Annotated in this window: 16 protein-coding genes and 2 pseudogenes; 8 read left to right on the top strand and 10 right to left on the bottom strand. The window is 62.7% G+C overall.

All coding sequences use genetic code 11. The features are described from left to right. Positions 1-304 precede the first annotated feature (304 nt). From pheT to C440_RS09585, 3 genes are all read right to left on the bottom strand, one after another. On the bottom strand, positions 305-2,017 hold the full coding sequence (pheT, locus tag C440_RS09595; RefSeq protein ID WP_008320221.1) for a phenylalanine--tRNA ligase subunit beta: 1,713 nt from the start codon (positions 2,015-2,017) through the stop codon (positions 305-307). Beyond that, positions 2,017-3,516 carry a phenylalanine--tRNA ligase subunit alpha gene (gene pheS, locus C440_RS09590; protein ID WP_008320220.1) on the bottom strand — a complete coding sequence of 500 codons (1,500 nt, stop codon included), beginning with the start codon at positions 3,514-3,516 and terminating at the stop codon, positions 2,017-2,019. The genes pheT and pheS overlap by 1 nt, the downstream gene beginning before the upstream one ends. A 275-nt stretch (positions 3,517-3,791) precedes the next feature. Beyond that, positions 3,792-4,361, bottom strand: a complete 570-nt coding sequence (locus C440_RS09585; protein ID WP_008320219.1) for a hypothetical protein — start codon at positions 4,359-4,361, stop codon at positions 3,792-3,794. A 138-nt stretch (positions 4,362-4,499) separates the two neighbouring features. On the opposite strand from C440_RS09585, the gene C440_RS09580 reads away from it, so the two are divergent. Then, complete coding sequence (locus C440_RS09580) at positions 4,500-4,766, top strand: hypothetical protein (RefSeq protein WP_008320218.1); 267 nt, start codon at positions 4,500-4,502, stop codon at positions 4,764-4,766. Between the two features lie 14 nt (positions 4,767-4,780). Here the strand turns inward: C440_RS09580 and C440_RS18240 are convergent. Then, a pseudogene (locus C440_RS18240) lies at positions 4,781-4,897 on the bottom strand (NAD(P)/FAD-dependent oxidoreductase); the annotation flags it as partial. 97 nt (positions 4,898-4,994) lie between these two features. Between C440_RS18240 and C440_RS09575 the strand changes: the two are divergent. Beyond that, positions 4,995-6,041: an ornithine cyclodeaminase family protein gene (locus tag C440_RS09575; RefSeq protein ID WP_008320217.1), complete on the top strand. Its 1,047-nt coding sequence runs from the start codon at positions 4,995-4,997 to the stop codon at positions 6,039-6,041. 102 nt (positions 6,042-6,143) lie between these two features. On the opposite strand, the gene C440_RS09570 is transcribed toward C440_RS09575, so the two are convergent. The 3 genes from C440_RS09570 to C440_RS09560 form a co-directional block, all read right to left on the bottom strand. Next, entirely contained in the window at positions 6,144-7,892 is a 1,749-nt protein-coding gene (locus C440_RS09570; RefSeq protein WP_008320216.1) for a tryptophan--tRNA ligase, read from the bottom strand. Continuing rightward, on the bottom strand, positions 7,889-8,953 hold the full coding sequence (gene endA / locus C440_RS09565) for a tRNA-intron lyase (protein ID WP_008320215.1): 1,065 nt from the start codon (positions 8,951-8,953) through the stop codon (positions 7,889-7,891). Before endA ends, C440_RS09570 begins: the two co-directional genes overlap by 4 nt. Before the next feature lie 69 nt (positions 8,954-9,022). Further along, positions 9,023-9,754, bottom strand: a complete 732-nt coding sequence (locus tag C440_RS09560) for a PDDEXK family nuclease (RefSeq protein WP_008320213.1) — start codon at positions 9,752-9,754, stop codon at positions 9,023-9,025. 138 nt (positions 9,755-9,892) lie between these two features. Here C440_RS09560 and C440_RS09555 point away from each other — a divergent pair, with 138 nt between their 5' ends. Beyond that, positions 9,893-10,546, top strand: a complete 654-nt coding sequence (locus tag C440_RS09555) for an HAD family hydrolase (RefSeq protein WP_008320211.1) — start codon at positions 9,893-9,895, stop codon at positions 10,544-10,546. A 665-nt stretch (positions 10,547-11,211) separates the two neighbouring features. Here C440_RS09555 and C440_RS09550 read toward each other — a convergent pair. Then, the gene (locus tag C440_RS09550) at positions 11,212-13,551 is read right to left on the bottom strand and encodes a DEAD/DEAH box helicase (protein ID WP_008320209.1); all 2,340 of its coding nucleotides are present in this window, start codon (positions 13,549-13,551) and stop codon (positions 11,212-11,214) included. 586 nt (positions 13,552-14,137) lie between these two features. Between C440_RS09550 and lipA the strand changes: the two genes are divergently transcribed. The 5 genes from lipA (at position 14,138) to lpdA (ending at position 20,531) form a co-directional block, all read left to right on the top strand. Beyond that, positions 14,138-15,073 carry a lipoyl synthase gene (gene lipA, locus C440_RS09545; protein WP_008320207.1) on the top strand — a complete coding sequence of 312 codons (936 nt, stop codon included), beginning with the start codon at positions 14,138-14,140 and terminating at the stop codon, positions 15,071-15,073. A 409-nt stretch (positions 15,074-15,482) separates the two neighbouring features. Then, positions 15,483-16,589 (top strand): pyruvate dehydrogenase (acetyl-transferring) E1 component subunit alpha, encoded by a 1,107-nt coding sequence (gene pdhA / locus C440_RS09540; protein ID WP_008320206.1) that lies wholly within the window; start codon positions 15,483-15,485, stop codon positions 16,587-16,589. Beyond that, positions 16,586-17,569, top strand: coding sequence for an alpha-ketoacid dehydrogenase subunit beta (locus C440_RS09535; protein WP_008320205.1), 984 nt, complete (start codon positions 16,586-16,588; stop codon positions 17,567-17,569). Before pdhA ends, C440_RS09535 begins: the two co-directional genes overlap by 4 nt. 5 nt (positions 17,570-17,574) lie before the next feature. Next, entirely contained in the window at positions 17,575-19,104 is a 1,530-nt protein-coding gene (locus C440_RS09530) for a dihydrolipoamide acetyltransferase family protein (RefSeq protein ID WP_008320204.1), read from the top strand. After that, a complete protein-coding gene (lpdA, locus tag C440_RS09525; RefSeq protein ID WP_008320203.1) occupies positions 19,104-20,531 on the top strand; it encodes a dihydrolipoyl dehydrogenase in 1,428 nt (475 codons plus the stop codon). Before C440_RS09530 ends, lpdA begins: the two co-directional genes overlap by 1 nt. A gap of 21 nt (positions 20,532-20,552) precedes the next feature. Here lpdA and C440_RS18075 read toward each other — a convergent pair. Both C440_RS18075 and C440_RS09520 read right to left on the bottom strand, forming a co-directional pair. Further along, positions 20,553-20,672, bottom strand: a pseudogene (locus tag C440_RS18075) (helix-turn-helix transcriptional regulator); the annotation flags it as partial. Next, complete coding sequence (locus C440_RS09520; RefSeq protein ID WP_049915586.1) at positions 20,673-20,864, bottom strand: hypothetical protein; 192 nt, start codon at positions 20,862-20,864, stop codon at positions 20,673-20,675. Positions 20,865-20,880: the final 16 nt, after the last annotated feature.

The raw sequence follows: 20,880 nt of genomic DNA, 5'->3' as shown, positions 1-20,880 counted from the left end.
GAGAACCGCAACGAGTTACATCCTAAAAGTTTCTATCGTATTCTGACTAAATGCACAAAAGGAATGACGTAGAATTGTAAATTACCACAAGTTATTGTTAACGTCCTGAACGACTGTTCATCGCCGAATTTGTCGGAGCGATGATGGGCGCGACGCCGAGACTCCGGCCGGAAAGTGGGTTCAAACAGCCACGCATGTGCTACTGCTGAGCCACGCGGTGGCGTTTCTCGTCGTCTCGCTTTCGGTCAGCAGTGCTCACCGCTCGGCGGTGAGACGCTCGTAAAAAGTCGAATCGAGAGCGCGCTTACGCGAGCGCCGACAGGTCGAACTCGAACGCCGCGACCGGTAGTTCGAGATCGTGTTCGACGATGACTTTGGGATGCAGTTCACCGACGACACCGACTTCCTCACCGTCGATGACGACAGCGGCGGTCCGTCCGGAGATGAACGACGGGTGGTCTGTCGGCGGCGTCTCGAGTTCGACATCGAAGTCGCGGCAGAGGGCCGCGAGCCGACCTTTCGCGTCTTCGTAGGTCGCGTCGTGACGAGCGAGCACGGCGGCGACGTGGCGAGCCTCAGAAACGCGCGTGTTCTCGTCGTCGTCGCGGTGGGCCACGTGGCCGATTTCCGCGAGGTCCTGCGGGTACGCTCGGTGGGTGTTATTCTCCAGAACCATCGTGAGCGACGGGAGCACCCACGAGCGGAGCATAGTGTAGTCTTCGCTGTACGGTTCGGTGATAGAGACGGGGTCGCCGCCGCCGAGCGTCGCCGTCCCGGGTTCGACATCCATGCGCTCGTAGTTCTCTTCCTCGGATATCATGTGGAAGTTGAGCAGGTCCTCGAAGCCGAGACCGACGAGCGATGTTCGCGCGGCGTCTTCCAGTCGGGAACGCTCGTGGCGCTGGCCGACCGTGCCAACGTCGGGGTAGCGCGGTTCGAGTTCGTTGAAGCCGTAGGCGCGGCCCACGTCGTCAACGAGGTCGAGTGGGTGAAGCACGTCAACGCGGTACGGTGGGATAGAGACCTCATAGACGGTCTCATCGCCTAGTTCCGCATCCGCGTCCAGTCCGGAGCGCTCGAACAGGTCGATGACCTCGTCGAGTTCCAATTCGACACCGAGGACCGTCTCGATTCGGTCGTGACTGACGCGTTTCGTCTCGACTTCGAAGTCGGGTTTGACGACGGTGCCGCCTTCGTACTGCACCTTGATATCCTCGATAGTTGCCCCGCGGGCGGCCAGCGCGTAGCAGATGATGTTGCACATCCGGTCGATAGTCCACTGGTCGGTCCCGGTCAGTTCAACGAACAATTCGCGCGAGTCGGTCGAAACTTCGGTTCGGCGGCCGTTGATGACCGGCGGGAACGAGAAGAGACCGATTTCGTCGTAGATGGCAGGGAACCGCTCGTACTCACCTACGAGGTCGGCGTACTTCCGGCCCGTCTCGTGTCGTTCGAGCACTTCGGCGGGCGTGAGTTCCTCGTCGGAGTCGAGCGCGACGAAGGTGTCGCCGTCGGGTTCGATACCGGTGTAGGTGATGGTGTTCCCCGAGGCGTCTTCCGAGAGCACCTCGCCTTTCAGCATCGTCAGGTCGTGGATGCCGATGGCACCTTTGGCGCGCTTTCGGCCCATCGTCGCGTGCAGTTTCTCTTGCAGTTGGATGAGCGAGTCGAGCGCGGCCTCGTCGAGGTCAACGCCGCGGACGACCGCACCCGTGACGTAGGGTCTCTCTTCGGGGACTGACTCGTCAACGGCGATAGTCCAATCGGAGTCGTTCGTCTTCGGGACGGCCACGCCGCGGGCATCGCCATACTGGTAACGAAGCGACCGAGCGACGCCTTCGACAGAGAGGCGGTCGAGACGGTCAGGACCGAACTCCAGTTGGAACGCCCCGTCGTCGGTCACGCCCTCGAATTCGAGGCCGAGCGCGAACAGGTCGTCTTTGAACTCCTCGTCGGACTTGTCTTCGTGGCCGGTCAGGCGGCGCAGTTCGTCTGGTTGAACGTCTACGACAGGCATTACTTGAGCACCTCCGTTTCGCGGAGCAGATCGAGGTCACACATCGTTCCGTGGACGTCGCGGATATCGTCGAACCCGTACATGAGCATCAACAGACGCTCCAGCGCGAGTCCCCACGCCATCACGTCGCACTCGACGCCGAGCGGCGAGAGGACTTCCTCGCGGAACATCCCGGAGTTGCCGATTTCGATAAGTTCGCCCGTCTCGGGGTGTCGGCCGAACAGTTCGAACGACGGCTCCGTGTAGGGGTTGTAGTGCGGTTTGAACTGGATGTCCGTGATGCCGAAATGCGAGTAGAACTCCTCGAAGGTACCCATCAGGTCGCGTACCGAGAGGTCTTCGGCCATCACCCAGCCCTCGATCTGGTAGAATTCGAGCAGGTGCGTCGGGTCCAGCGTGTCGTTGCGGTAGACCTTTTCGACCGAGAAGTACCGCTGCGGTGGCTCTAACTCGCCGACTTCGTGACCGGAGAGGTAGCGCATCGACAGCGACGTAGTGTGGCCACGCAGGGCGACGGCGCGGGCGAAGTCCTCACTCCACGGCGAGTGATAGCCGTCACCGTCGTCGCCGACACCGTTCAGGTGGGCCGAGCGAACGCGGTCGATGAGGTCCTCGGGGATGTCTTCCATCGGCGGTACGTCGAGGGCGAAACGGTCCCAGTGGGTTCGCGCCGGGTGGTCCTGCGGCATGAACAGGCAGTCGTTTATCCAGAAGTCCGCGTCGGCGTGCGGGCCTTCCATCTCCGCGAAGCCCATGCCGACGAGCACGTCTTTCACGCGGTCTGCGGTCTGCCGAAGGATGTGTTTCTTGCCGCCGCGAACTCCGGGCGCGTCGGCTTCGACGTTGTACTCGGTGAACTCGACGTCTTCCCACTCACCGGAGGTGAGCATCTCGGGCGTGAGTCGGTCAACCGTTTCGGCCGCCTCGACGCCCTCCATCAGCGCCGTCACGCCCTCGTCCGTGAGGGTGACCGCGCGGATAGTTCGCTCGTGGCGAACGACGAGGTTCCGCGATTCGAGTTGGTCGAGCACGTCGGCGGTGACCTCGTCGCCCGCGACGAGCGCCGCGAGCGCGGCGGCTTCTTCGTCACTGTCGGGGTCGGCGTCCGCGTCGGGGGCGAGTTCGCCCGAGTCGATGCGGCCGTAGCCCTTTCGCGCGAAGTTCGACAGCGCGATATCAACTTGGGGACCGCCGAGCGACGACGCGCCGATAACCTGTCCCATCGGGACCGATTCGCCGTCGTCCACGTCGAGCGCGGCGCGGTAGAGTCGAACCTCCGGGAGGCCGTCGTCGGCGTACTCGACGCCCTCGTCAGTCAGTTCGATGTCTTCTTCGACGGTCTCCGTGACGGAGACGAGACCGTCGTCGCGGAGGTCGAAGACGGCACCCGTCACCGTTTCGGGCTTCAGGTCCGTCTCCTCCGCTAACTGTGCTATCGTCTGTTCGTCCGTGGCGCTCGCGGCGTTCAACACCGCGACCTGTGATTCCGGAAGTCGCATCTGGTTCGTTGTGGCGTTAGCCGTCTGGTGGTCGGTTAGCAGTTTCGAAGCCTCGCCGTGCCGGCGAGTCTGACCGGAGGGGGTCGGTTTCGTCCGTCGGGCGCGGTCACACCCGAGTGGAGTCCGCCGACCTCAGGCGGTCAGAAAGAAAAAGCCGAACCCGTCGGTGGTCGGTTCGTGAGTGACGCAGACACCATCACAGACAGGTTCGGATGCCATTATCTTCGGGGATGACGTGTTCATTCAAAACAATTCCGGAATCGTGGGGCGTAGTGTCACGACCGTCGCTGATGCCGCCAGCCTGCAACGAATCCGACAGGGAGGGTAATCCACCACGTCAGTATGAGTCCGTAGACGAGCGCGACTGGACCGGCAATCGCACCCGCTTCCAGTCCCCCGATGAGCCTGGCCAGCGTCCACTGGTCGAAGAACATCGCAGACTGGACGTTCTCGGCGAAGACCGCGAGTGCACCGAGCACCGACACCACGAGGGCCGCACCGAGATACGTCCCGAGGACGGTCACGACGCCACCGAGGCCGCCCCGTCTGGCAGATGCGCCCGTCGGGACGACCCAACGCCACACGAAGATGCCGATTGCGAACGCGACGGGCGTCACGATGACGGTAGCGACGAGCCCGAGAAGCGGAAATAAAAGGAAGAACGAGCTACCCCACGGCTGCGACGCGGCCTGAACGGACTCGAAGACAGCGAGTGCGCTCACGCCGAGGACGAACACGAACGCGGCGACGAATGCTGCAGCCGCCATCGTGTACGCGGCCGCAACATGCGGAGCGTCGCCGTGAGGAAGCGACTGTGGAGACGGGAGAGAGGGAGTCGAACCCATAGTCGATATCGTGTTCGACGTGGCATAACAGTTTCACTCGAAGGGGCGTAATCCGCAGACTGCACATGGGTCGCACCCCGCGTCGGAACTGAGAGGATACCTTCATATCGGCAGCACTCCCACGGGCGACGAAGACGTATGCGAGATTTGGACGCGATGCTGTCTACGATTTGCCTCGGCGAGGAGGCGGCCCTCATCGTCAAACCACCGAACCGCCCGGACGACAGAGACGACGTTGACGCCGTTCTCGTTCAGTCGAATCCGGCCTACGAGTTCGACGACGGCGAGGTGACGTACCGAGTCGTCGAAGACGATGACCGCTATCGCGTCCTCGCGTCGCGCGACGTTGGCGACCCGGTTCGCGTCCTCGGCGAACTCCGAGCCGTCGTCAACATGAGCGCGTGAGCATCGACGCTCGTCTACGCCACGTTCTGTTTTCGTAACGTCTCACCCGATTCGAATCGGTCGAGCGAGAGCGCCGACACGTCTCTCTCGCATACGAGTCCGACGATACCGCCGCCGACGATGAGAGCGTGCATAGTCGTTTTTGAACTCCCTTCATCGTCATGACCCTATATGTGACACACTAGCAATTCACGAAACGTTCACCAGACAGCCCCGAGTAGGTGACGTATGGTTCGGATTCTCTCGGCGGACGCCGTCCGCGAGGTCCTCTCGCTTCCGGAGTTGCTCCCGGTGGTCGAGGCGGCGTTCGTCAAACAGGGTCGCAGAGCGGTCGAACGACCGCCGAGGGCGCACTTCCCCGTCGGCATCGACATGGACGCGGACAGCGAGGTGAGAGAAGACGACGCGGAGGAAACGACGGGCGATACCGGCGACCTACCGCCAGAGCGCGACACTCGCCCACCGCTCGGGACGGCGCTGACCATGCCGGCGTACATCCACGGTCGCGCGATGTACGCGACGAAACTCGCCTCGGTTCACGCCGCAAACCCCGACCGCGGGCTTTCGCCCGTGAACGCGCAGGTCGTCCTCAACGACGCGGCAACCGGCCTTCCGCTCTCGTTTCTCGACGGAACGGTCATTACCAACGCTCGAACGGGCTGTATCGGCGGGTTGTCCGTGACGCATCTCTCGACCGGTCCCGTCCGACTCGGCGTTCTCGGCGCGGGAACGCAGGCTCGGTGGCAAGCCCGCGCCATCGCCGCCGCGGCCGACGTCGAATCCGTCCGCATCTACTCGCCGAGTGAGTCGCGCGAGACGTGTGCCGCCGACCTCCGAGACGCGGGTCTCGACGCGGAAGCCGTCACGTCGCCGAAAGCGGCCGTTTCGGACGCGACCGTCGTCGTCACCGCGACGACCAGTACGGAACCAGTCTTTTCGGCTGAGTGGCTCGCTCCCGGAACGCTCGTCATCGCCATCGGTGCCTACACCGGCGAGATGCAGGAAGTCGGTCCCGCGACGTTCGAGCGCGCGGCCCGCGTCTTCGCGGACGTGCCCGAACCAGTCGCGGCCGTCGGCGACGTGCGTGAATCCGGGCTTTCGGAGGCCGACCTCCTGCCGCTTTCCGACGTGTTCGAGGGGAAAATCGGCCGGCAGTCGGACGACGAGATACTACTCGTCGAGAGTGTCGGCTCCGCGGTACTCGACGCGGCGGCGGCGGAGTACCTGTACGGGAAAGCGAGAGCGAACGACGTCGGAAAGACGGTTCGGGTGTAGACAACCGTCAGACGCCCCGAAAACCAAAAATCTCGGCGTTTGTCTCGCTCGCACTCGACAAACCACCGTATCGTCCTTCGCGCCTCACGAGCAACCGCCTCGCTAATGCTCGGCGGCTACCCCTCGTCGTTCCGTCTCCAAGTCGATGTCGAGCGAATCGAGGACTTCCTTCGCCTCGTCGCGCTTTTCGTGGTGGTCTTCGAGGAACTCGCGCATCAGCGTCGCGGCCTGTTCTTTACACCCGCCGCAGAGGCGCTCGCCGCCGACGCACTCGTCGTACACTTCCTTGGCGAGTTCGTCGTCGTCGCCCGTGAGGAGGTACGCGTAGAGTTCGTAGACGGGACATTTGTCGGCCTCGCCACCGAGTTCGCGCTGTTCGTCGGCAGTGTCGCGGCCGCCGGTCGTCGCTGACTTGACCTTGTCGTAGCCGTCTTCGGGGTCGTCGAGAAGCGAGATGTGGCTCGCCGGAATCGACGAAGACATCTTCCCGCCCGTCAGGCCGGTCATAAAGCGGTGATAGATTGACGACGGCGGGATGAAGCCGTAGCCGCCGTGGCGGGCCTCGACCTTCCGGGCGAGTTCCTCGGCTTCTGCAACGTCGAGGTCGAACGCGTCGATGTGCTGGTCGTATCGCCGCTTTTCGCCCTCGATGTCCTCGATGAGCGCCTCGAACGCCTCGTCGGTCGCCTGCCGGGCGAAGAAGCGAACGCGGGGGCGGAGCGGTTCACGACCTGAGCTGTTGAATCGACGCAGGAGTGCGTTGTATGCCGCTTCTGAGAGGGTCTCAGGAGGTGAGATATCAAACGGAACTAAGGCATCGGTTACCTGCTTCCACTCGTTTGCACTGTGGTCATGATTATCCAGTTCAACGAGCTGTTCAATGTCGACCTCCACTTCAGATGGCGAAACAGAGCCCGGATTAAGGAGGTAGTTTTCAAGACCTCGGAAGATTACCTCAGCCTGCGCATTATTGCAGTTTGCTTTGACCATGGGCGACTCCATTCCAAGCCCACCCTCGAATGCACGCTCAATTTCGTGATAGAACCACTTGAGGCACTGCCGTAAATCATCAGTGACCTCGTAACTGGAGTACGCCTCGGTTACTTTAAAGAATCGCATCCGCGTCGAGAGGTCACGAGCGAATCGAACGTGCGGGTCTTGGTCGGGACCGACCGGAATGACCGTCGGCTTGGGGTCGTCCAACTGCGGGTAGAGGATGTCGGCCATCTGCGTGACGACCGACTGCATGTGCGAGATGTTCGTCTCGCCGTCGAAGCCGTAGATGGACTCGAACTCGGAGAAGTTGGCCTTGCCGCCGAGTTCGAAGGCGAGTCGCTGAAGCGTGTCGTTGTCCGACTGCCGGTAGAGTTCGCCCTCTTCGGGGTCGAATCCGAGCGCGATGAGCGACAGCAGGTAGTCGCGGCTGTGCTCGTTGATTTCGTCCCACGCGATACCGCGGGCGGAGTGCGCCTCCATGTCGGCGATGAGACCGTACGCGTCGCCGCCCTGCTGTTGATGCCAGATGATTTCGTCGAAGACGAGTTTGTGGCCGATGTGGGGGTCGCCGGTAGGCATGAACCCCGAGAGAACGGCGAAGTCGTCGCCGTCGCGCATCGCTTCCAACACGCGCCGGTAGTCGCGGTGCCCGAAGATGACGCCGCGGCGCATCAGATAGTGGGGGTTCGGCACTTCGTCGAGGACTTCGTCGAACTCCTCGATGCCGAACTCCTCGAACAACTTCCGGTAGTCGGCGATGGTTGACGAGCCCCACGGGTCGAGAGCGACTTCGTCTGCTCCCTGTGCTGTGCCTCCGTCGGTGCGGATTCGCTCCGCGGGTTCGTCTCGTGTCATGGCGTGAGCCGACTGACCGAAAGCCAGTCTATCTCTCCGTTGGCATCGGTCAGCGCAAAAACCATTCGCTTGCGGACACCGCCAGCGAGTCGAACGTCCAACGAGAGGTCACGCGGGACGAACGTGTGGTCGGGCGTGACCACGCGCACGAGGAACTCGGAGTGTGAGAGGTCGTCTACCGTCTCGAAGTCGGTGTAGACGCGGAAGTCAGACCCGAACTTGAAGCCGCTTTTCGGAACCGTCTGCATCTCTCTGAGCGAGGCGTAAACCGCAAGCCTGCGGTCGAATCGCTCACCTTCGACGTCGTGACCGCAGGATATTACGTCGGCCTCGTCGATGGCGAGCACGTCCTGTCGGGCGAGATACGCGGCTTCGAGAAGCGACAGTTGAAGCGGGCCGCTGTCGGCGTTGCGGCCGTAGAGGCGCTGACCGAAAAAGCCGCCCTGATAGAGGCGGTCCACGCCATCCCACACGAGCGCGCGGTCCGAGAGGAGTTCGGCGTCGAGACCGGTGGGGAAGTCCTCGAAGGCGGTCCCGTCGGGAGCGTAGTCGCCGGTGTCGAAGTACGTCAGGTCGCCGTCTTCGTCAACGATGGCGAGCACCACGTCTCCGGAATCCGTCCGGCGGGCCGCCGAGCTTTGCTCGGCGACATCGCCGAGCGAATCGACGGGAATCGGCTGTCGCTCGCCGACGACTCGCATCCGATATTCGACGTCGCCATCCCACGGTCCCTTGCCGCGGGGGTAGACGAGGAAGTCAGCGCCCTCGGCGTCGGCGACGCCGGGCCAGTCGTCGCGGGCGGGCGAGAGGTAGAACCCGCGGTCGCGGAGGTCTTTGTAGACGACGAAACCGAGCGTCGTGCCAGTGCGCGCGAGGAGTTCGCGCAGGCCCATCCCGTCCACGCCGTCGATGTCGCCGCGCGAGAGCAGGTGTGCGGCCTCGACGGGCGCGACGTCGAGGTCGTTGCCGCCGGTCGGTCTCCCGTATCCGCGCGAGTCGTGGAACCGCTGTCGGGCGTCGCCCGGGAGGTGGACGACACCGTCTTCGAGGCGTCCTTGCATACCCGAATCGGGGCGTCCCGACGACAAAGGGACTGCGATGCCGACAGCGCAGGTTCCAATACGTCTCGGTTAGCTGTGTTCGCAGGTCGAGTCGAGACACCGCCGGCCGCGACCCGTCTCGAATATCGGGAGTCCGCAGTCGCAGTCGGCCGCGACCACACCCGCCGGAATCGAAAACGCGGTCTCGCACTCAGGATACGCGTCACAGCCGGCCAAGAGGCGGCCGTTCCGCCGGATGATTCGCATCGGCGACCCGCAGTCTGGACAGTGCCAGTCGCCGTCGAACCGGTCTCGAACGCGGTCGTCGAGCGGGTCGCACTGGCGGTCGATACAGACCTCGAAGGCCGCCCCGCGCTCGACGCGCATCAGGGGAAGTCCGCAGTCGTCGCACGTCGAATCGAGGACGATTGCACCGGCTGGGAGGCGGAACTCAGTTCCCGAGTCGAGACCGACGACCGCACCGTTCGTTCGAACCAGCGGCTCACCGGTTTCGGGGTGTGCGCCGACCGGAATGCCAGCCTCGCTGGCGGGGTACTCGGCACGGCCGGTCACGTCGTTCGATTCGACGGTGAGGACTTGCTCGCCCGCGCGGGCGACGAGACCAAACGACCTCGGTCCGGATTCGACGGTCAGCGAGTCGGCGCGGGTGAGCCACGCGACGGGTTGGTAGCCGGAGACGTCGTGGACGAGCACGGTTCGGTCCGGCTTGACCACGACGACGACACGGCCGCGTTGAGTCCGGTCGCGGGTGCCTTCGAACGTGACGGTACAATCGCCAGCGAAGATTCGGATGGATTCCATGCGTCGGACGTGGTCCCGCACTCCGAGTTGAACCTACGCGCGAAGGTTGACGTACGAAAGCGGATAGATGGGTTGGTGGGTGGGCTGAGCCATGCCGCGGCACGAAGGCCTTTGGTCGGGCGCTGTGGAGGGCAAACCATGGACGCGAGCGTCGTGCTGTTCGACATGGATGGCGTGTTGGTTGACTCGGAGCAGTACTGGCATGCTTTCGAGGACGACTGGGTGTTCGCCGAGGCCATCGAAGACGGCGACCCGGCCCACGAGGAAATCACGGGCATGAACTTCCGCGAGATATACGACTACCTCGACGAGACGTACGGAACCACCGTCTCGAAAGACGAGTTCGTCGCGGCGTACCACGAAAACGCCGAGGAACTCTACGGCGAGAACGTCGTCTTGATGGACGGTGCGGAAGCACTCTTTTCGGACCTCCGCACGGCGGGAAAAGTGGTCGCTATCGTTTCTTCGGCTCCACAGGCCTGGATTTCGACCGTCCGCGAGCGATTCGACCTCGACCCGCTCGACCTCGTGCTCTCCGCCGACGACATCGACAAGCCCGGAAAGCCGGAACCCCACATCTACGAGCACGCCGCCGCAGAACTCGGCGTCGCACCCGAAGACTGCGTCGTCGTCGAGGACTCGATAAACGGCATCGAATCGGCCGTGCGGTCGGGTGCGTACACCATCGCCTACCGCATCGACCACAACGCGGCGTTGGACCTGTCGCTGGCGGATGAAATCGTAGACGGGCCGGAGGAGTTGCGGGCGGCGTTGCTCGGCGAGGACGAGTGAACCGAGTAGAGACGCACTCGGTGAAAATCAGCCCCGAACCGACGAAAGATCGGGGCTGTCGTCACTTCGTTGCCGACCATTTCCGAGATGCAGGCACACTCTTTTGAGCAGGGGGCAAGTTGCCCCCAGCTACTTGCCAATTACCGGGTCTCTTGCGATTGCCGGGTCGAGGACATTAGTCCAAGTTCCGCAGTTGCATCAGTCTAACCGCGATGGTCAGCGTCACTGCAATGAACTTCAGTCCCATGAGTGTACCAACACACATGGTCGGTGGGCAACCACGATTAGTCACCCACTAGACAATACGGTACTCAGGCATAAAAATATGTTCCTGTAGTTGAGCAGACAGAATGTGTCTGAAGGCCACTACGGAACGCAAAATTTCGATTTCATTCGTGCTAACTATCTGTGAATCCACAATATATAAAGAATTGTACACTTCCCGGATTGTAAGGTGAGAGCCGAACAGACCGACTGGTAAAAGACGAGTAGAAGCGCGGTAGGATAAACACCCACCGCCCTGTGTGTTGGTACAGCTTTTACTTCGGACTTGATAGATATAATTCTTCCCCATACCAACCGACAGAGCGGATAAATCACTGGTTCGAAAGCGCAGGCTAGAAGCGTCATTCACTAAAGGTAGAATCGGACTGACGCTCTAAGACCTACGTCACCCGAACCGTCCGCGACTCCCGAATCGGGAGCAGTGGCAGGTCGGGGAACGTCACTTCCACGACGAACTCCAGTTGGTCGTCTTTTGCGCCGAAGACGCCGACAGGGACGGTCACGTCGTCGGAGAGGTAACACGTTTTCGCCGACATCTCGACGTCGTTGACGGTGACACGAACCCCGATAGAACCGCCGCCGCCGCCGTTCGTGACGCGGATGTCGTGCATGTCGCTCTCGCCGCGGCCGACCGAGTCGGGGAAGTCGCCCCAGTCGATTTCGGGTGCTGGAAGGTTCTTCGCGCTCTTGATGACGCGCTCGGCGACACCCTTCGAGAGTCCCGCGCGAGTGAGTTCTTTCACGCCGGCGTCGAGCACGTCGGCCGGGGCAGAAATCCCTCCCGTCGCAAGTTTGCGGGCGCGTCCGGGGCCGATACCGTCAACCGCCGTGAGCGCCGCGGCATCACTACTGACACCGTGTTCGACGCGTGCTTCGACGCGCTTTGCGAGGTTGGCCGCGCGAGCGTCAGCGAAGGTGTCGAGGAACTCGCGGAGCGCAGAGAGCAAGCGAAGCGCGTTCTGTCTGATGACCCACGCGTCGCTTCTGAGTTCGCTCGGCGTCGAGTTCGCCATGCTGGCGTGGAGAATGGCGAGTACCTTTCGTGGGCCGTCTTCGAGTTCGGTCGAGACGCCGGTCAGGACGGAATCGACGGCATCGACCTCGGACTGGCGGGCCGACACCTGCCGGAAGTCTGCCGCACCGGCGACCGTTTCGAGGATGTCGTCCGCGGAGATTCGGTCGCGGTTTGCGAGCGTCGAAAAGCGGGTTGCGGTCCCCAATCGAAGGTAGTATTTCGAGGTGAGCCGACCCAGCGCGGTCGCGTCGATAGCGAGGTCGTCGTCCATCTCGACGAAGCCGCGAGAGACCAGTCGGTCGAGCACGTCGCGGACGCGCTCGCGGAGGTCTTCGAAGTCGTAGGCCGCCGGGTTCGACTGCGCCCGGCGGTAGTAGAACGTCGTCTCCAACCACGACAGCACGTCGTCGAGGTCGCGGATGGTCCCCATCGCAATCTCGGCGTTGAGGTGCGAATCGAGGTCTTCGGCGAGTCGTGATTCGATTTCCTTGCCCTCGCGGAGCAGGCGGCGATACTTGTTCTGGTCTGCGTGGTCGCAGACGACCCAACCGTAGCCGACGTCGTCGTAGCCGGGGCGACCCGCCCGTCCGAGCATCTGGAGGATGTCGAGCGGCGAGATATCGACCTCGCCTTCGAGCGGGTCGTGGTGTTTCGTATCGCGGATGACGACACAGCGGGCGGGGAGGTTCACGCCCCACGCGAGCGTCGAGGTGGAAAAGAGAAGCTGAATCTTGCCCTCTTTGAACCACTCCTCGACGGCTTCGCGGTCGTCGCGGGCGAGACCTGCGTGGTGGAATCCGACGCCGTCGAGGACGCCCTTCCGAAGCGAGTCGTTGCTCAGTTCTTTGGTCTCGTTGTGGAAGTCGTAGTCTCCGCGGGCACCGATTGGAACGTCGCGTTTGGCGAGTTCGTCGCGGGCTTTGGCGGCGGCGCGAACCGCGTCCTGCCGCGAGGAGACGAAGACGAGTGACTGGCCGCCGTCGCGGATATGCGGCTCCGCGAGGTCGAACGCCCGGTAGAGTCGGCGGTACTTGTCGGCGAAGGAGTTCTCGCCGTGGGTGTAGGTTTTGACCCCCGCGTGGAGGTCCACGGGACGGTAGTCGTCGCCGAACTCGAAGGTCGTCTCGTCGGGCGCGTCGAGCCACGCGGCCACGTCGTCGATGTTCGGCATGGTCGCAGAGAGCGCGACGATTCGAGGGTCACAGATGCGTCGCATCCGCGAAACGGTCACTTCGAGGACGCCGCCGCGGGTCTCCGAATCGAGCAGGTGGACCTCGTCGATGACGACGCAATCGACATCCTCGATAAAGGAGTACCGCGCGGAATCGTGTTTGCGAGTCGCCGAGTCGGTCTTTTCGGGCGTCATGACGAGGATGTCGGCGCGCGCGGCGCGACGCGGGTTCAAATCACGTTCGCCGGTGACGACGTAGACCGAGTAGCCGAGGTCTTCGAAGCGCTCCCACTCGGACTCCTTCTCGGTCGTCAGCGCGCGCAACGGTGCGATAAAAAGCGCCGTCCCCTCGTCACGGAGCGTCCGGCAGATGGCGAGTTCGGCGAGCGCCGTCTTCCCGCTGGCGGTGGGCGCGGAGGCGACGACGTTGTGGTCGGTGTCGAGGATGGCGGACAGAGCCTCCCGTTGCATCCTGTTGAACTCCTCGAATCCGAACGCATCGGCGAACTCGGGGACCGCCTCGGAGACTTTCACGAAGCGCACCCCCGGGTGTGTGTCGATGCCGGAAGCGAGGCGAAGACGAGCGTCATACACGAAGCCGAGTCGTCCGGGGGGAAAGGCGTTTCTCCATCCAACGCGGTCGCTCACTGGGTGAAAAGTACAAAAGAGAGCCGGGGCGAGTGGGACCGAAAGCGGTGGGAAAGCGGCTTACGCGGCGACGGCGAGCGCGGCGATGAACGACCAGTTCGTTCCCGCGGTGGCCTCTTTCTTCTTCGATTCGACCTTCGACAGGTCGCGGCGGTGTTTCCAGTTCATACCTGTTCTAAATCTTTACTCGCGTATAAGTTTTTCAGTTTCATGATACATCTTGCACGGTTGTACATGCACGATGATGGAAAGAGATGATATATTCGAACCATACGTTTTCTTTTTCGTGATTATAGTGTCCGTTTGACCGATTTTTGACAAGCAGTGATAACACGGGGCAACCCGTCGCAGGCCGTCGATTTCGTGTGCCGCCGTTGCGGTCGGGTGCTCGGTCCACGACGTTTCACTGTCGGGAGGCTGACGCTACGCTTACCCTCACGTTTTTTCCCGGTTGCCCCGAAACTGACTGACCATGCGCACGCGGCGGAAGCCAGACTGGTTGAAGATGCGACCGCCATCCGGCCGGCGTTTCACCGATATCAAATCCACGCTCCGGGACCGCGACCTCCACACCGTCTGTGAGGAGGCCAACTGCCCGAACCTCGGCGAGTGTTGGAGCGGTGAAAACGGGCCGGGGACGGCGACGTTCATGCTGATGGGCGACCGATGCTCGCGCGGTTGCAACTTCTGTGACGTGACGACGGGCGGCATGGAGCCGCTCGACCCAGACGAACCGGCGAACGTCGCAGACGCAGTCGCCGAAATCGGCCTCGATTACGTCGTGTTGACCTCTGTGGACCGCGACGACCTGCCGGACCAAGGTGCGGGCCACTTCGCGGAGACGATTCGAGAGATCAAACGCCGCGACCCGGGCATCCTCGTCGAAGTGTTGATTCCAGACTTCCAAGGCGAGCCAGAACACGTCCGAAAGATAATCGATGCCGGTCCCGACGTCATCGCTCACAATATCGAGACGGTCGAACGACTCCAGTGGCCGGTCCGCGACCGTCGCGCGGGTTACAAACAATCTCTGTCGGTGCTCCAGCAAGTGACAGACGAGTCCGACATTCACACGAAAACCTCGATTATGCTCGGTCTCGGCGAGTACGCTCACGAGGTGTACCAGACGCTCTCGGACCTCCGCGAGGCCGACGTGGACATCGTGACGTTCGGCCAGTACCTCCAACCGTCGCGGAGTCACCTCGACGTGTTCGAGTACGTCCACCCGGACGCGTTCGACACATGGCGAGAAGTCGCCGAGGAGGAACTCGGCTTCCTCTACTGCGCGTCCGGCCCGATGGTCAGGTCGTCGTACAAAGCCGGTGAACTGTTCGTCGATGCACTCCTCCGCGAGGGGACGAGCGTCGAAGAAGCGCGACAGACTGCGCGTGCGGCGGCGGGTCAGTAACGACCAGAGAATCAACACCGCACCACCAACAACACTGGAACGCCGTCGGACCAGAGAACCGAAAGACGGCAGTCGAACCAGAGAACTGAAAGACGGCAGTCGAGCTAACATCGACAGCCGAGTGACGGTAGCTAGCGAACCACTCGGTTACGATTCGAAGGCGCACTGGCGTCAACCTCGACCGCGTTTTGCAACGTTGTCGATATTTCCGATTATTTCTCGGTGATGTGTGGGTTCACACTAATGACCATCAGGAAGAATCGTTTAGGAGCGAAAATGTCCAATTTTGTCCCGTGTGGGTTTACATAGCACGGCATGTGTGGAGGTATTCCGAGTCAAAGTAAATTATATACGAAAACAATATAACGGCGGCGGGAGTCGATTTTGCCATGAACAGGAGGGTTCTCCCGTGAGCGTGCTTCAACGTGACCCACAGGACCAGGTACAAGTACTCGACGAGAACGGAGCCGTCGTCGGCGAGGTTCCTGACATCGACGACGAAACACTGGTCGAGATGTACCGTAACATGCGTCTCGCCCGGCACTTCGACACGCGGGCGGTGAGTCTCCAACGACAGGGACGGATGGGAACGTATCCGCCGCTGTCGGGGCAGGAAGGCGCACAAATCGGCAGTGCAACCGCGCTCGAAGACGACGACTGGATGGTTCCGAGCTACCGCGAACACGGCGCGGCGATGATTCGCGGCCTGCCGCTGAAACAGACGCTTCTCTACTGGATGGGCCACGAGAAAGGAAACGAGATGCCGGAGGGTGCGAACATTCTGCCGCCGGCCGTGCCCATCGCCTCGCAGATTCCGCACGCGACGGGTGCCGCGTGGGCGAACAAACTCCGTGGAGAGACCGACACAGGTGTTCTCTGTTACTTCGGTGACGGTGCGACCTCTGAAGGCGATTTCCACGAAGCGCTGAACTTCGCGGGCGTCTTCGACACACCGAACGTCTTCTTCTGTAACAACAACCAGTGGGCGATTTCCGTCCCCCGCGAGCGACAGACCGCCGCGGAAACGATCGCACAGAAGGCGACGGCCTACGGCATGGACGGCGTGCAGGTAGACGGGATGGACCCGCTTGCGGTCTACTCCGTGACCGAGGCGGCACTGGAGAAAGCAAAGAACCCAGGCGAGGGCGAGACGCGCCCGACCCTCATCGAAGCGGTCCAGTACCGCTTCGGCGCACACACCACCGCCGACGACCCGACCGTCTACCGCGACGACGAGGAAGTCGAGCGATGGAAGGCGAAAGACCCCATCCCGCGGATGGAGACGTTCCTCCGCGAGACGGGGCGTCTCGACGACGAGAAATACGACGCAATCCAGACGGACATCGAAGAGACGGTCGCAGACGCCATCGAAGCGGCCGAGTCCGACCCGCGTCCGGACCCCACCGAGATGTTCGAATACGCCTACGCCGAACAGACCCCGGAGATTCGCGCCCAGCGCGAAGAGTTCGAAGCGCTCCGTGAGAAGGTCGGCGACGAAGGATTCCTCAGAGAATGAGCGAGCAGAATCTCACTATCGTACAAGCGGTACGGGACGGTCTCTACACCGAAATGAACCTCGACGACGAGGTGTTGGTCATGGGCGAAGACGTCGGCAAAAACGGCGGTGTCTTCCGCGCGACCGAAGGCCTCTGGGACGAGTTCGGTGACGACCGCGTCATCGACACCCCGCTCGCCGAGTCCGGCATCGTCGGCACGGCCGTCGGCATGGCCGCGATGGGCCTAAAGCCGGTTCCCGAAATCCAGTTCTCGGGCTTCATGTACCCCGGCTACGACCAAATCGTCAGCCACATGTCGCGGTTCCGCACCCGCACTCGCGGGCGGTACACCCTCCCGATGGTGCTCCGCGCACCCTACGGCGGCGGCATCCGCGCCCCGGAGTCCCACTCCGAATCCAAGGAGATGTTCTACGCGCACGAGGCGGGCCTGAAGGTCGTCATCCCCTCGACGCCGTACGACACGAAGGGACTTCTCATCTCCGCGATTCGTGACCCCGACCCGGTCATCTTCCTCGAACCGAAACTCATCTACCGCGCGTTCCGCGGCGAGGTTCCCGAAGAAGATTACACCGTGCCAATCGGCGAGGCCGCCGTTCGCCGCGAGGGGACGGACGTGTCGGTGTTCACCTACGGCGCGATGACGCGCCCGACGCTCGAAGCCGTCGAGAACCTCGAAGAAGAGGGTATCGACGCCGAGGTCGTCGACATTCGAACCATCTCGCCGCTCGACCGCGAGACCGTCGTCGAGTCGTTCAAGAAGACGGGTCGCGCGGTCGTCGTCCACGAGGCCCCCAAGAACGGCGGCTTCGGTGCCGAAATCACGGCGACGATTCAAGAGGAGGCGCTCCTCTACCAAGAAGCGCCTGTAAAGCGCGTCGCGGGCTACGACGTGCCGTACCCACTGTACGCACTGGAGGACTACTACCTCCCGTCTGTCGCCCGCGTCGAAGAAGGTATTCGTGAGGCGGTGGACTTCTGAAAACAATGGCACTTGAGGAATTCAAACTCCCCGACGTCGGTGAAGGCGTCGCAGAAGGCGAACTCGTAACGTGGCACGTCGCACCCGGCGACGAAGTAACCGAAGATCAGGTACTCGCAGAGGTCGAGACCGACAAGGCGCTCGTCGATGTTCCCTCGCCGTTCAACGGGACGGTCAAGGAACTGCTCGCCGAAGAAGGCGAAGTCGTCCCCGTCGGCAACGTCATCATCACCATCCAGGTCGGTGGCGAAGCCGAAGCCGAAGCCGAAGCGGCCGACCCCGAGACCGAAACACCGACCGACTCGTCCGCCGACGAAGGCGACGAGACCGAGGCTAAGGCCGACTCCGGCGGGCGCGTGTTCGCCTCGCCGAGCGTCCGACGCCTCGCCCGCGAACTCGACGTTGATCTCGCGTCCGTCGATGGAAGCGGTCCGAGCGGCCGCGTCACCGAAGGTGACGTTCGGTCGGCCGCCGAGTCCGCCGAGGCATCCGCGTCCGAGGACGCTGGCGAAGACCGCCCGCGCAACGTCGAGATAAACGGAAAGTCCGCGACGGCAAAGCGCGACGAGGGAACCGCGGCGGTGGCCGAAAGCGCCGACCGCGACAAGACGCTCGCCGCGCCCGCGACCCGTGCGCTGGCCGAAGAGAAGGGCGTTGACCTCGACGCCATCCCCGCAAGCGAGATGCGCGACGGCGACGCGTTCGTCACGCCCGAAGCCGTCTCCGAGTACGCAGAAGCCCAGCAACAGGCACAGGCCGCAGACGCAAACGCCGTCTCCGCCGAGGCCGATGCGGGCACCGCGTCCGCCGAGACGACGAGTGCAGACACCGGTCCCGCCGCCGGCGAGCGCGTCCCCTACAAGGGCGTCCGCAAGGCTATCGGCAACCAGATGGAGCAGTCGAAGTACACTGCACCGCACGTCACGCACCACGACGAGGTTGACGTGACGGAACTCGTCGAACTGCGCTCGCAACTCAAACCCGTCGCCGAAGAACAGGAGACGAAGCTTACCTACATGCCGTTCGTGATGAAGGCGGTCATCGCGGCGCTGAAGGACTTCCCGTACATGAACTCGCAACTCGACGAGGAGAACGAGGAAATCGTGCTCCGCGACGAGTACAACATCGGCGTTGCCGCCGCGACGGACGCTGGTCTTATGGTCCCAGTCGTCCACGACGCCGACCGCAAGGGCATGCTCCAACTCGCCGACGAGATGAACGAGAAGGTCCAGAAGGCCCGCGACCGCAAGATTTCGCCCGCAGAGATGCGCGGTGGTACCTTCACCATCACCAACATCGGCGGTATCGGTGGCGAGTACGCGACACCCATCATCAACTACCCCGAAGTGGCGATTCTGGCGCTCGGAGCCATCAAAGACAAGCCGCGCGTGGTTGACGGTGAAATCGTGCCGCGAAAAGTGCTCACGCTCTCGCTGTCGTTCGACCACCGCATCGTTGACGGCGCACAGGGCGCTCGCTTCACGAACCGCGTGAAGGAACTGCTCGAAGACCCCAAGCTGTTGGTGCTCGAATAATGGTCGTCGGAGACATTGCGACCGGAACCGACGTGCTCGTCATCGGTGCCGGACCGGGCGGCTACGTCGCCGCGATTCGCGCCGCACAGCAGGGCCTCGACACGACGCTCGTCGAGAAGGACGCCTTCGGTGGTACCTGCCTGAACTACGGCTGTATCCCCTCGAAGGCGCTCATCACGAGCGCAGATCTCGCTCACGAGGCGGGTCACGCCGAGGAGATGGGTATCCATGCAGACCCCGTCGTCGATATGTCGCAGCTGCGCGACTGGAAGGACGGCGTCGTAGACCAACTCACCGGCGGCGTCGAAAAGCTCTGTAAGGCGAACGGCGTCAACCTCGTCGAGGGAACCGCCCGCTTCAAAGACAAAAACGCGGTCCGCATCGCACACGGCGGCGAAGGACAGGGTTCGGAGACCATCGAGTTCGAACACTGTATCATCGCAACCGGCTCGCGCGTCATCCAGATTCCCGGTTTCGACTTCGCAAACGAGCAGGTCTGGTCGTCGCGCGACGCCCTCGCGGCCGAGACCGTCCCGGACGACCTCGTCGTCGTCGGCGGCGGCTACATCGGAATGGAACTTTCGACGACGTTCGCCAAACTCGGCTCCAACGTCACCGTCGTCGAGATGCTCGACGACATCCTCCCGACCTACGAGTCCGACGTGGCCCGCGTCGTCCGCAAGCGCGCCGAACTCCTCGGTATTGACATGCACTTCGGCGAAGGTGCAAGCGGCTGGCGCGAGGACGACGACGGTATCGTCGTCACCACCGAGACCGAAGACGGCGAAGAAAGCGAGTACTACGCCGACAAGGTGCTCGTCGCCGTCGGCCGCTCGCCCGTCACGGACACGATGGAACTCGAAAACGCCGGTATCGAAGCCGACGAACGCGGGTTCATCGAGGTCGATGACTTCCGCCGGACCGACGTAGACCACATCTACGCGATTGGCGACATCGTCGCCGACACGCCGATGCTCGCCCACGTCGCCTCCCAAGAGGGCGTCGTTGCGGCCGAGCACATCGCCGGCGAACCGGTCGCCTTCGACAGTCAAGCCGTTCCGGCCGCCGTCTTCACCGACCCCGAAATCGGCACGGTCGGAATGACGGAAGAAGAGGCCGAAGAGGCCGGCTTCACGCCCGCAATCGGTCAGATGCCGTTCGGTGCGTCCGGCCGCGCGCTCACCACGGGCCACGCCGAAGGCTTCGTCCGCATCGTCGCCGACGAGGACTCCGGATTCATCCTCGGGGCGCAAATCGTCGGTCCCGAAGCGTCCGAACTCATCGCCGAACTCGCGCTCGCTATCGAGATGGGCGCGCGACTCGAAGACGTCGCGGCGACCATCCACACCCACCCGACGCTCGCCGAAGCGGTCATGGAGGCCGCAGAAAACGCGCTCGGGCAGGCGATTCACACGCTGAACCGGTAATTCAGCAAAAAGGCGGCTTTTTTACGCGGTCGAATCGGCGTCGAGTTCCGGGTCGAAAAGGTCCTTGACGCGACACTCGAAGCGCGCGGCGAGTTTGAACGCCAGTTCCAGCGAGGGGTCGTCCCGCTCAGTCGGCGTCGCTCATTCGTTATCGAGCCACCACAGTCCCAACATCGTCCCCACCACTGCCACGGCGGCGGGAATCGACTGATCGACGCCCATCGTTTGGATATTAACGAGGACGACACCTTCGAGTTGGGCGGCGACAGCGAGAACGACGAAGGCGAACCCCGCTACCCATATCTCGGGTGTGTCAACGTCACTAATTGACATAACTTCCGATACGATG

The organism is Haloferax mucosum ATCC BAA-1512, assembly GCF_000337815.1.
In the GTDB taxonomy this organism is placed as follows: domain Archaea; phylum Halobacteriota; class Halobacteria; order Halobacteriales; family Haloferacaceae; genus Haloferax; species Haloferax mucosum.
Note: the sequence above shows the minus strand (reverse complement) of the source record. Positions and strands in the feature narration are given on the sequence as shown.

Excerpts from the sequence above, each read along its gene's own strand:
- pheT (WP_008320221.1), bottom strand. The coding sequence starts at position 2,017 with ATGCCTGTCGTAGACGTTCAACCAGACGAACTGCGCCGCCTGACCGGC.
- pheS (WP_008320220.1), bottom strand. The coding sequence starts at position 3,516 with ATGCGACTTCCGGAATCACAGGTCGCGGTGTTGAACGCCGCGAGCGCC.
- C440_RS09585 (WP_008320219.1), bottom strand. The coding sequence starts at position 4,361 with ATGGGTTCGACTCCCTCTCTCCCGTCTCCACAGTCGCTTCCTCACGGC.
- C440_RS09580 (WP_008320218.1), top strand. The coding sequence starts at position 4,500 with ATGCGAGATTTGGACGCGATGCTGTCTACGATTTGCCTCGGCGAGGAG.
- C440_RS09575 (WP_008320217.1), top strand. The coding sequence starts at position 4,995 with ATGGTTCGGATTCTCTCGGCGGACGCCGTCCGCGAGGTCCTCTCGCTT.
- C440_RS09570 (WP_008320216.1), bottom strand. The coding sequence starts at position 7,892 with ATGACACGAGACGAACCCGCGGAGCGAATCCGCACCGACGGAGGCACA.
- endA (WP_008320215.1), bottom strand. The coding sequence starts at position 8,953 with ATGCAAGGACGCCTCGAAGACGGTGTCGTCCACCTCCCGGGCGACGCC.
- C440_RS09560 (WP_008320213.1), bottom strand. The coding sequence starts at position 9,754 with ATGGAATCCATCCGAATCTTCGCTGGCGATTGTACCGTCACGTTCGAA.
- C440_RS09555 (WP_008320211.1), top strand. The coding sequence starts at position 9,893 with ATGGACGCGAGCGTCGTGCTGTTCGACATGGATGGCGTGTTGGTTGAC.
- lipA (WP_008320207.1), top strand. The coding sequence starts at position 14,138 with ATGCGCACGCGGCGGAAGCCAGACTGGTTGAAGATGCGACCGCCATCC.
- C440_RS09535 (WP_008320205.1), top strand. The coding sequence starts at position 16,586 with ATGAGCGAGCAGAATCTCACTATCGTACAAGCGGTACGGGACGGTCTC.
- C440_RS09530 (WP_008320204.1), top strand. The coding sequence starts at position 17,575 with ATGGCACTTGAGGAATTCAAACTCCCCGACGTCGGTGAAGGCGTCGCA.
- lpdA (WP_008320203.1), top strand. The coding sequence starts at position 19,104 with ATGGTCGTCGGAGACATTGCGACCGGAACCGACGTGCTCGTCATCGGT.
- C440_RS09520 (WP_049915586.1), bottom strand. The coding sequence starts at position 20,864 with ATGTCAATTAGTGACGTTGACACACCCGAGATATGGGTAGCGGGGTTC.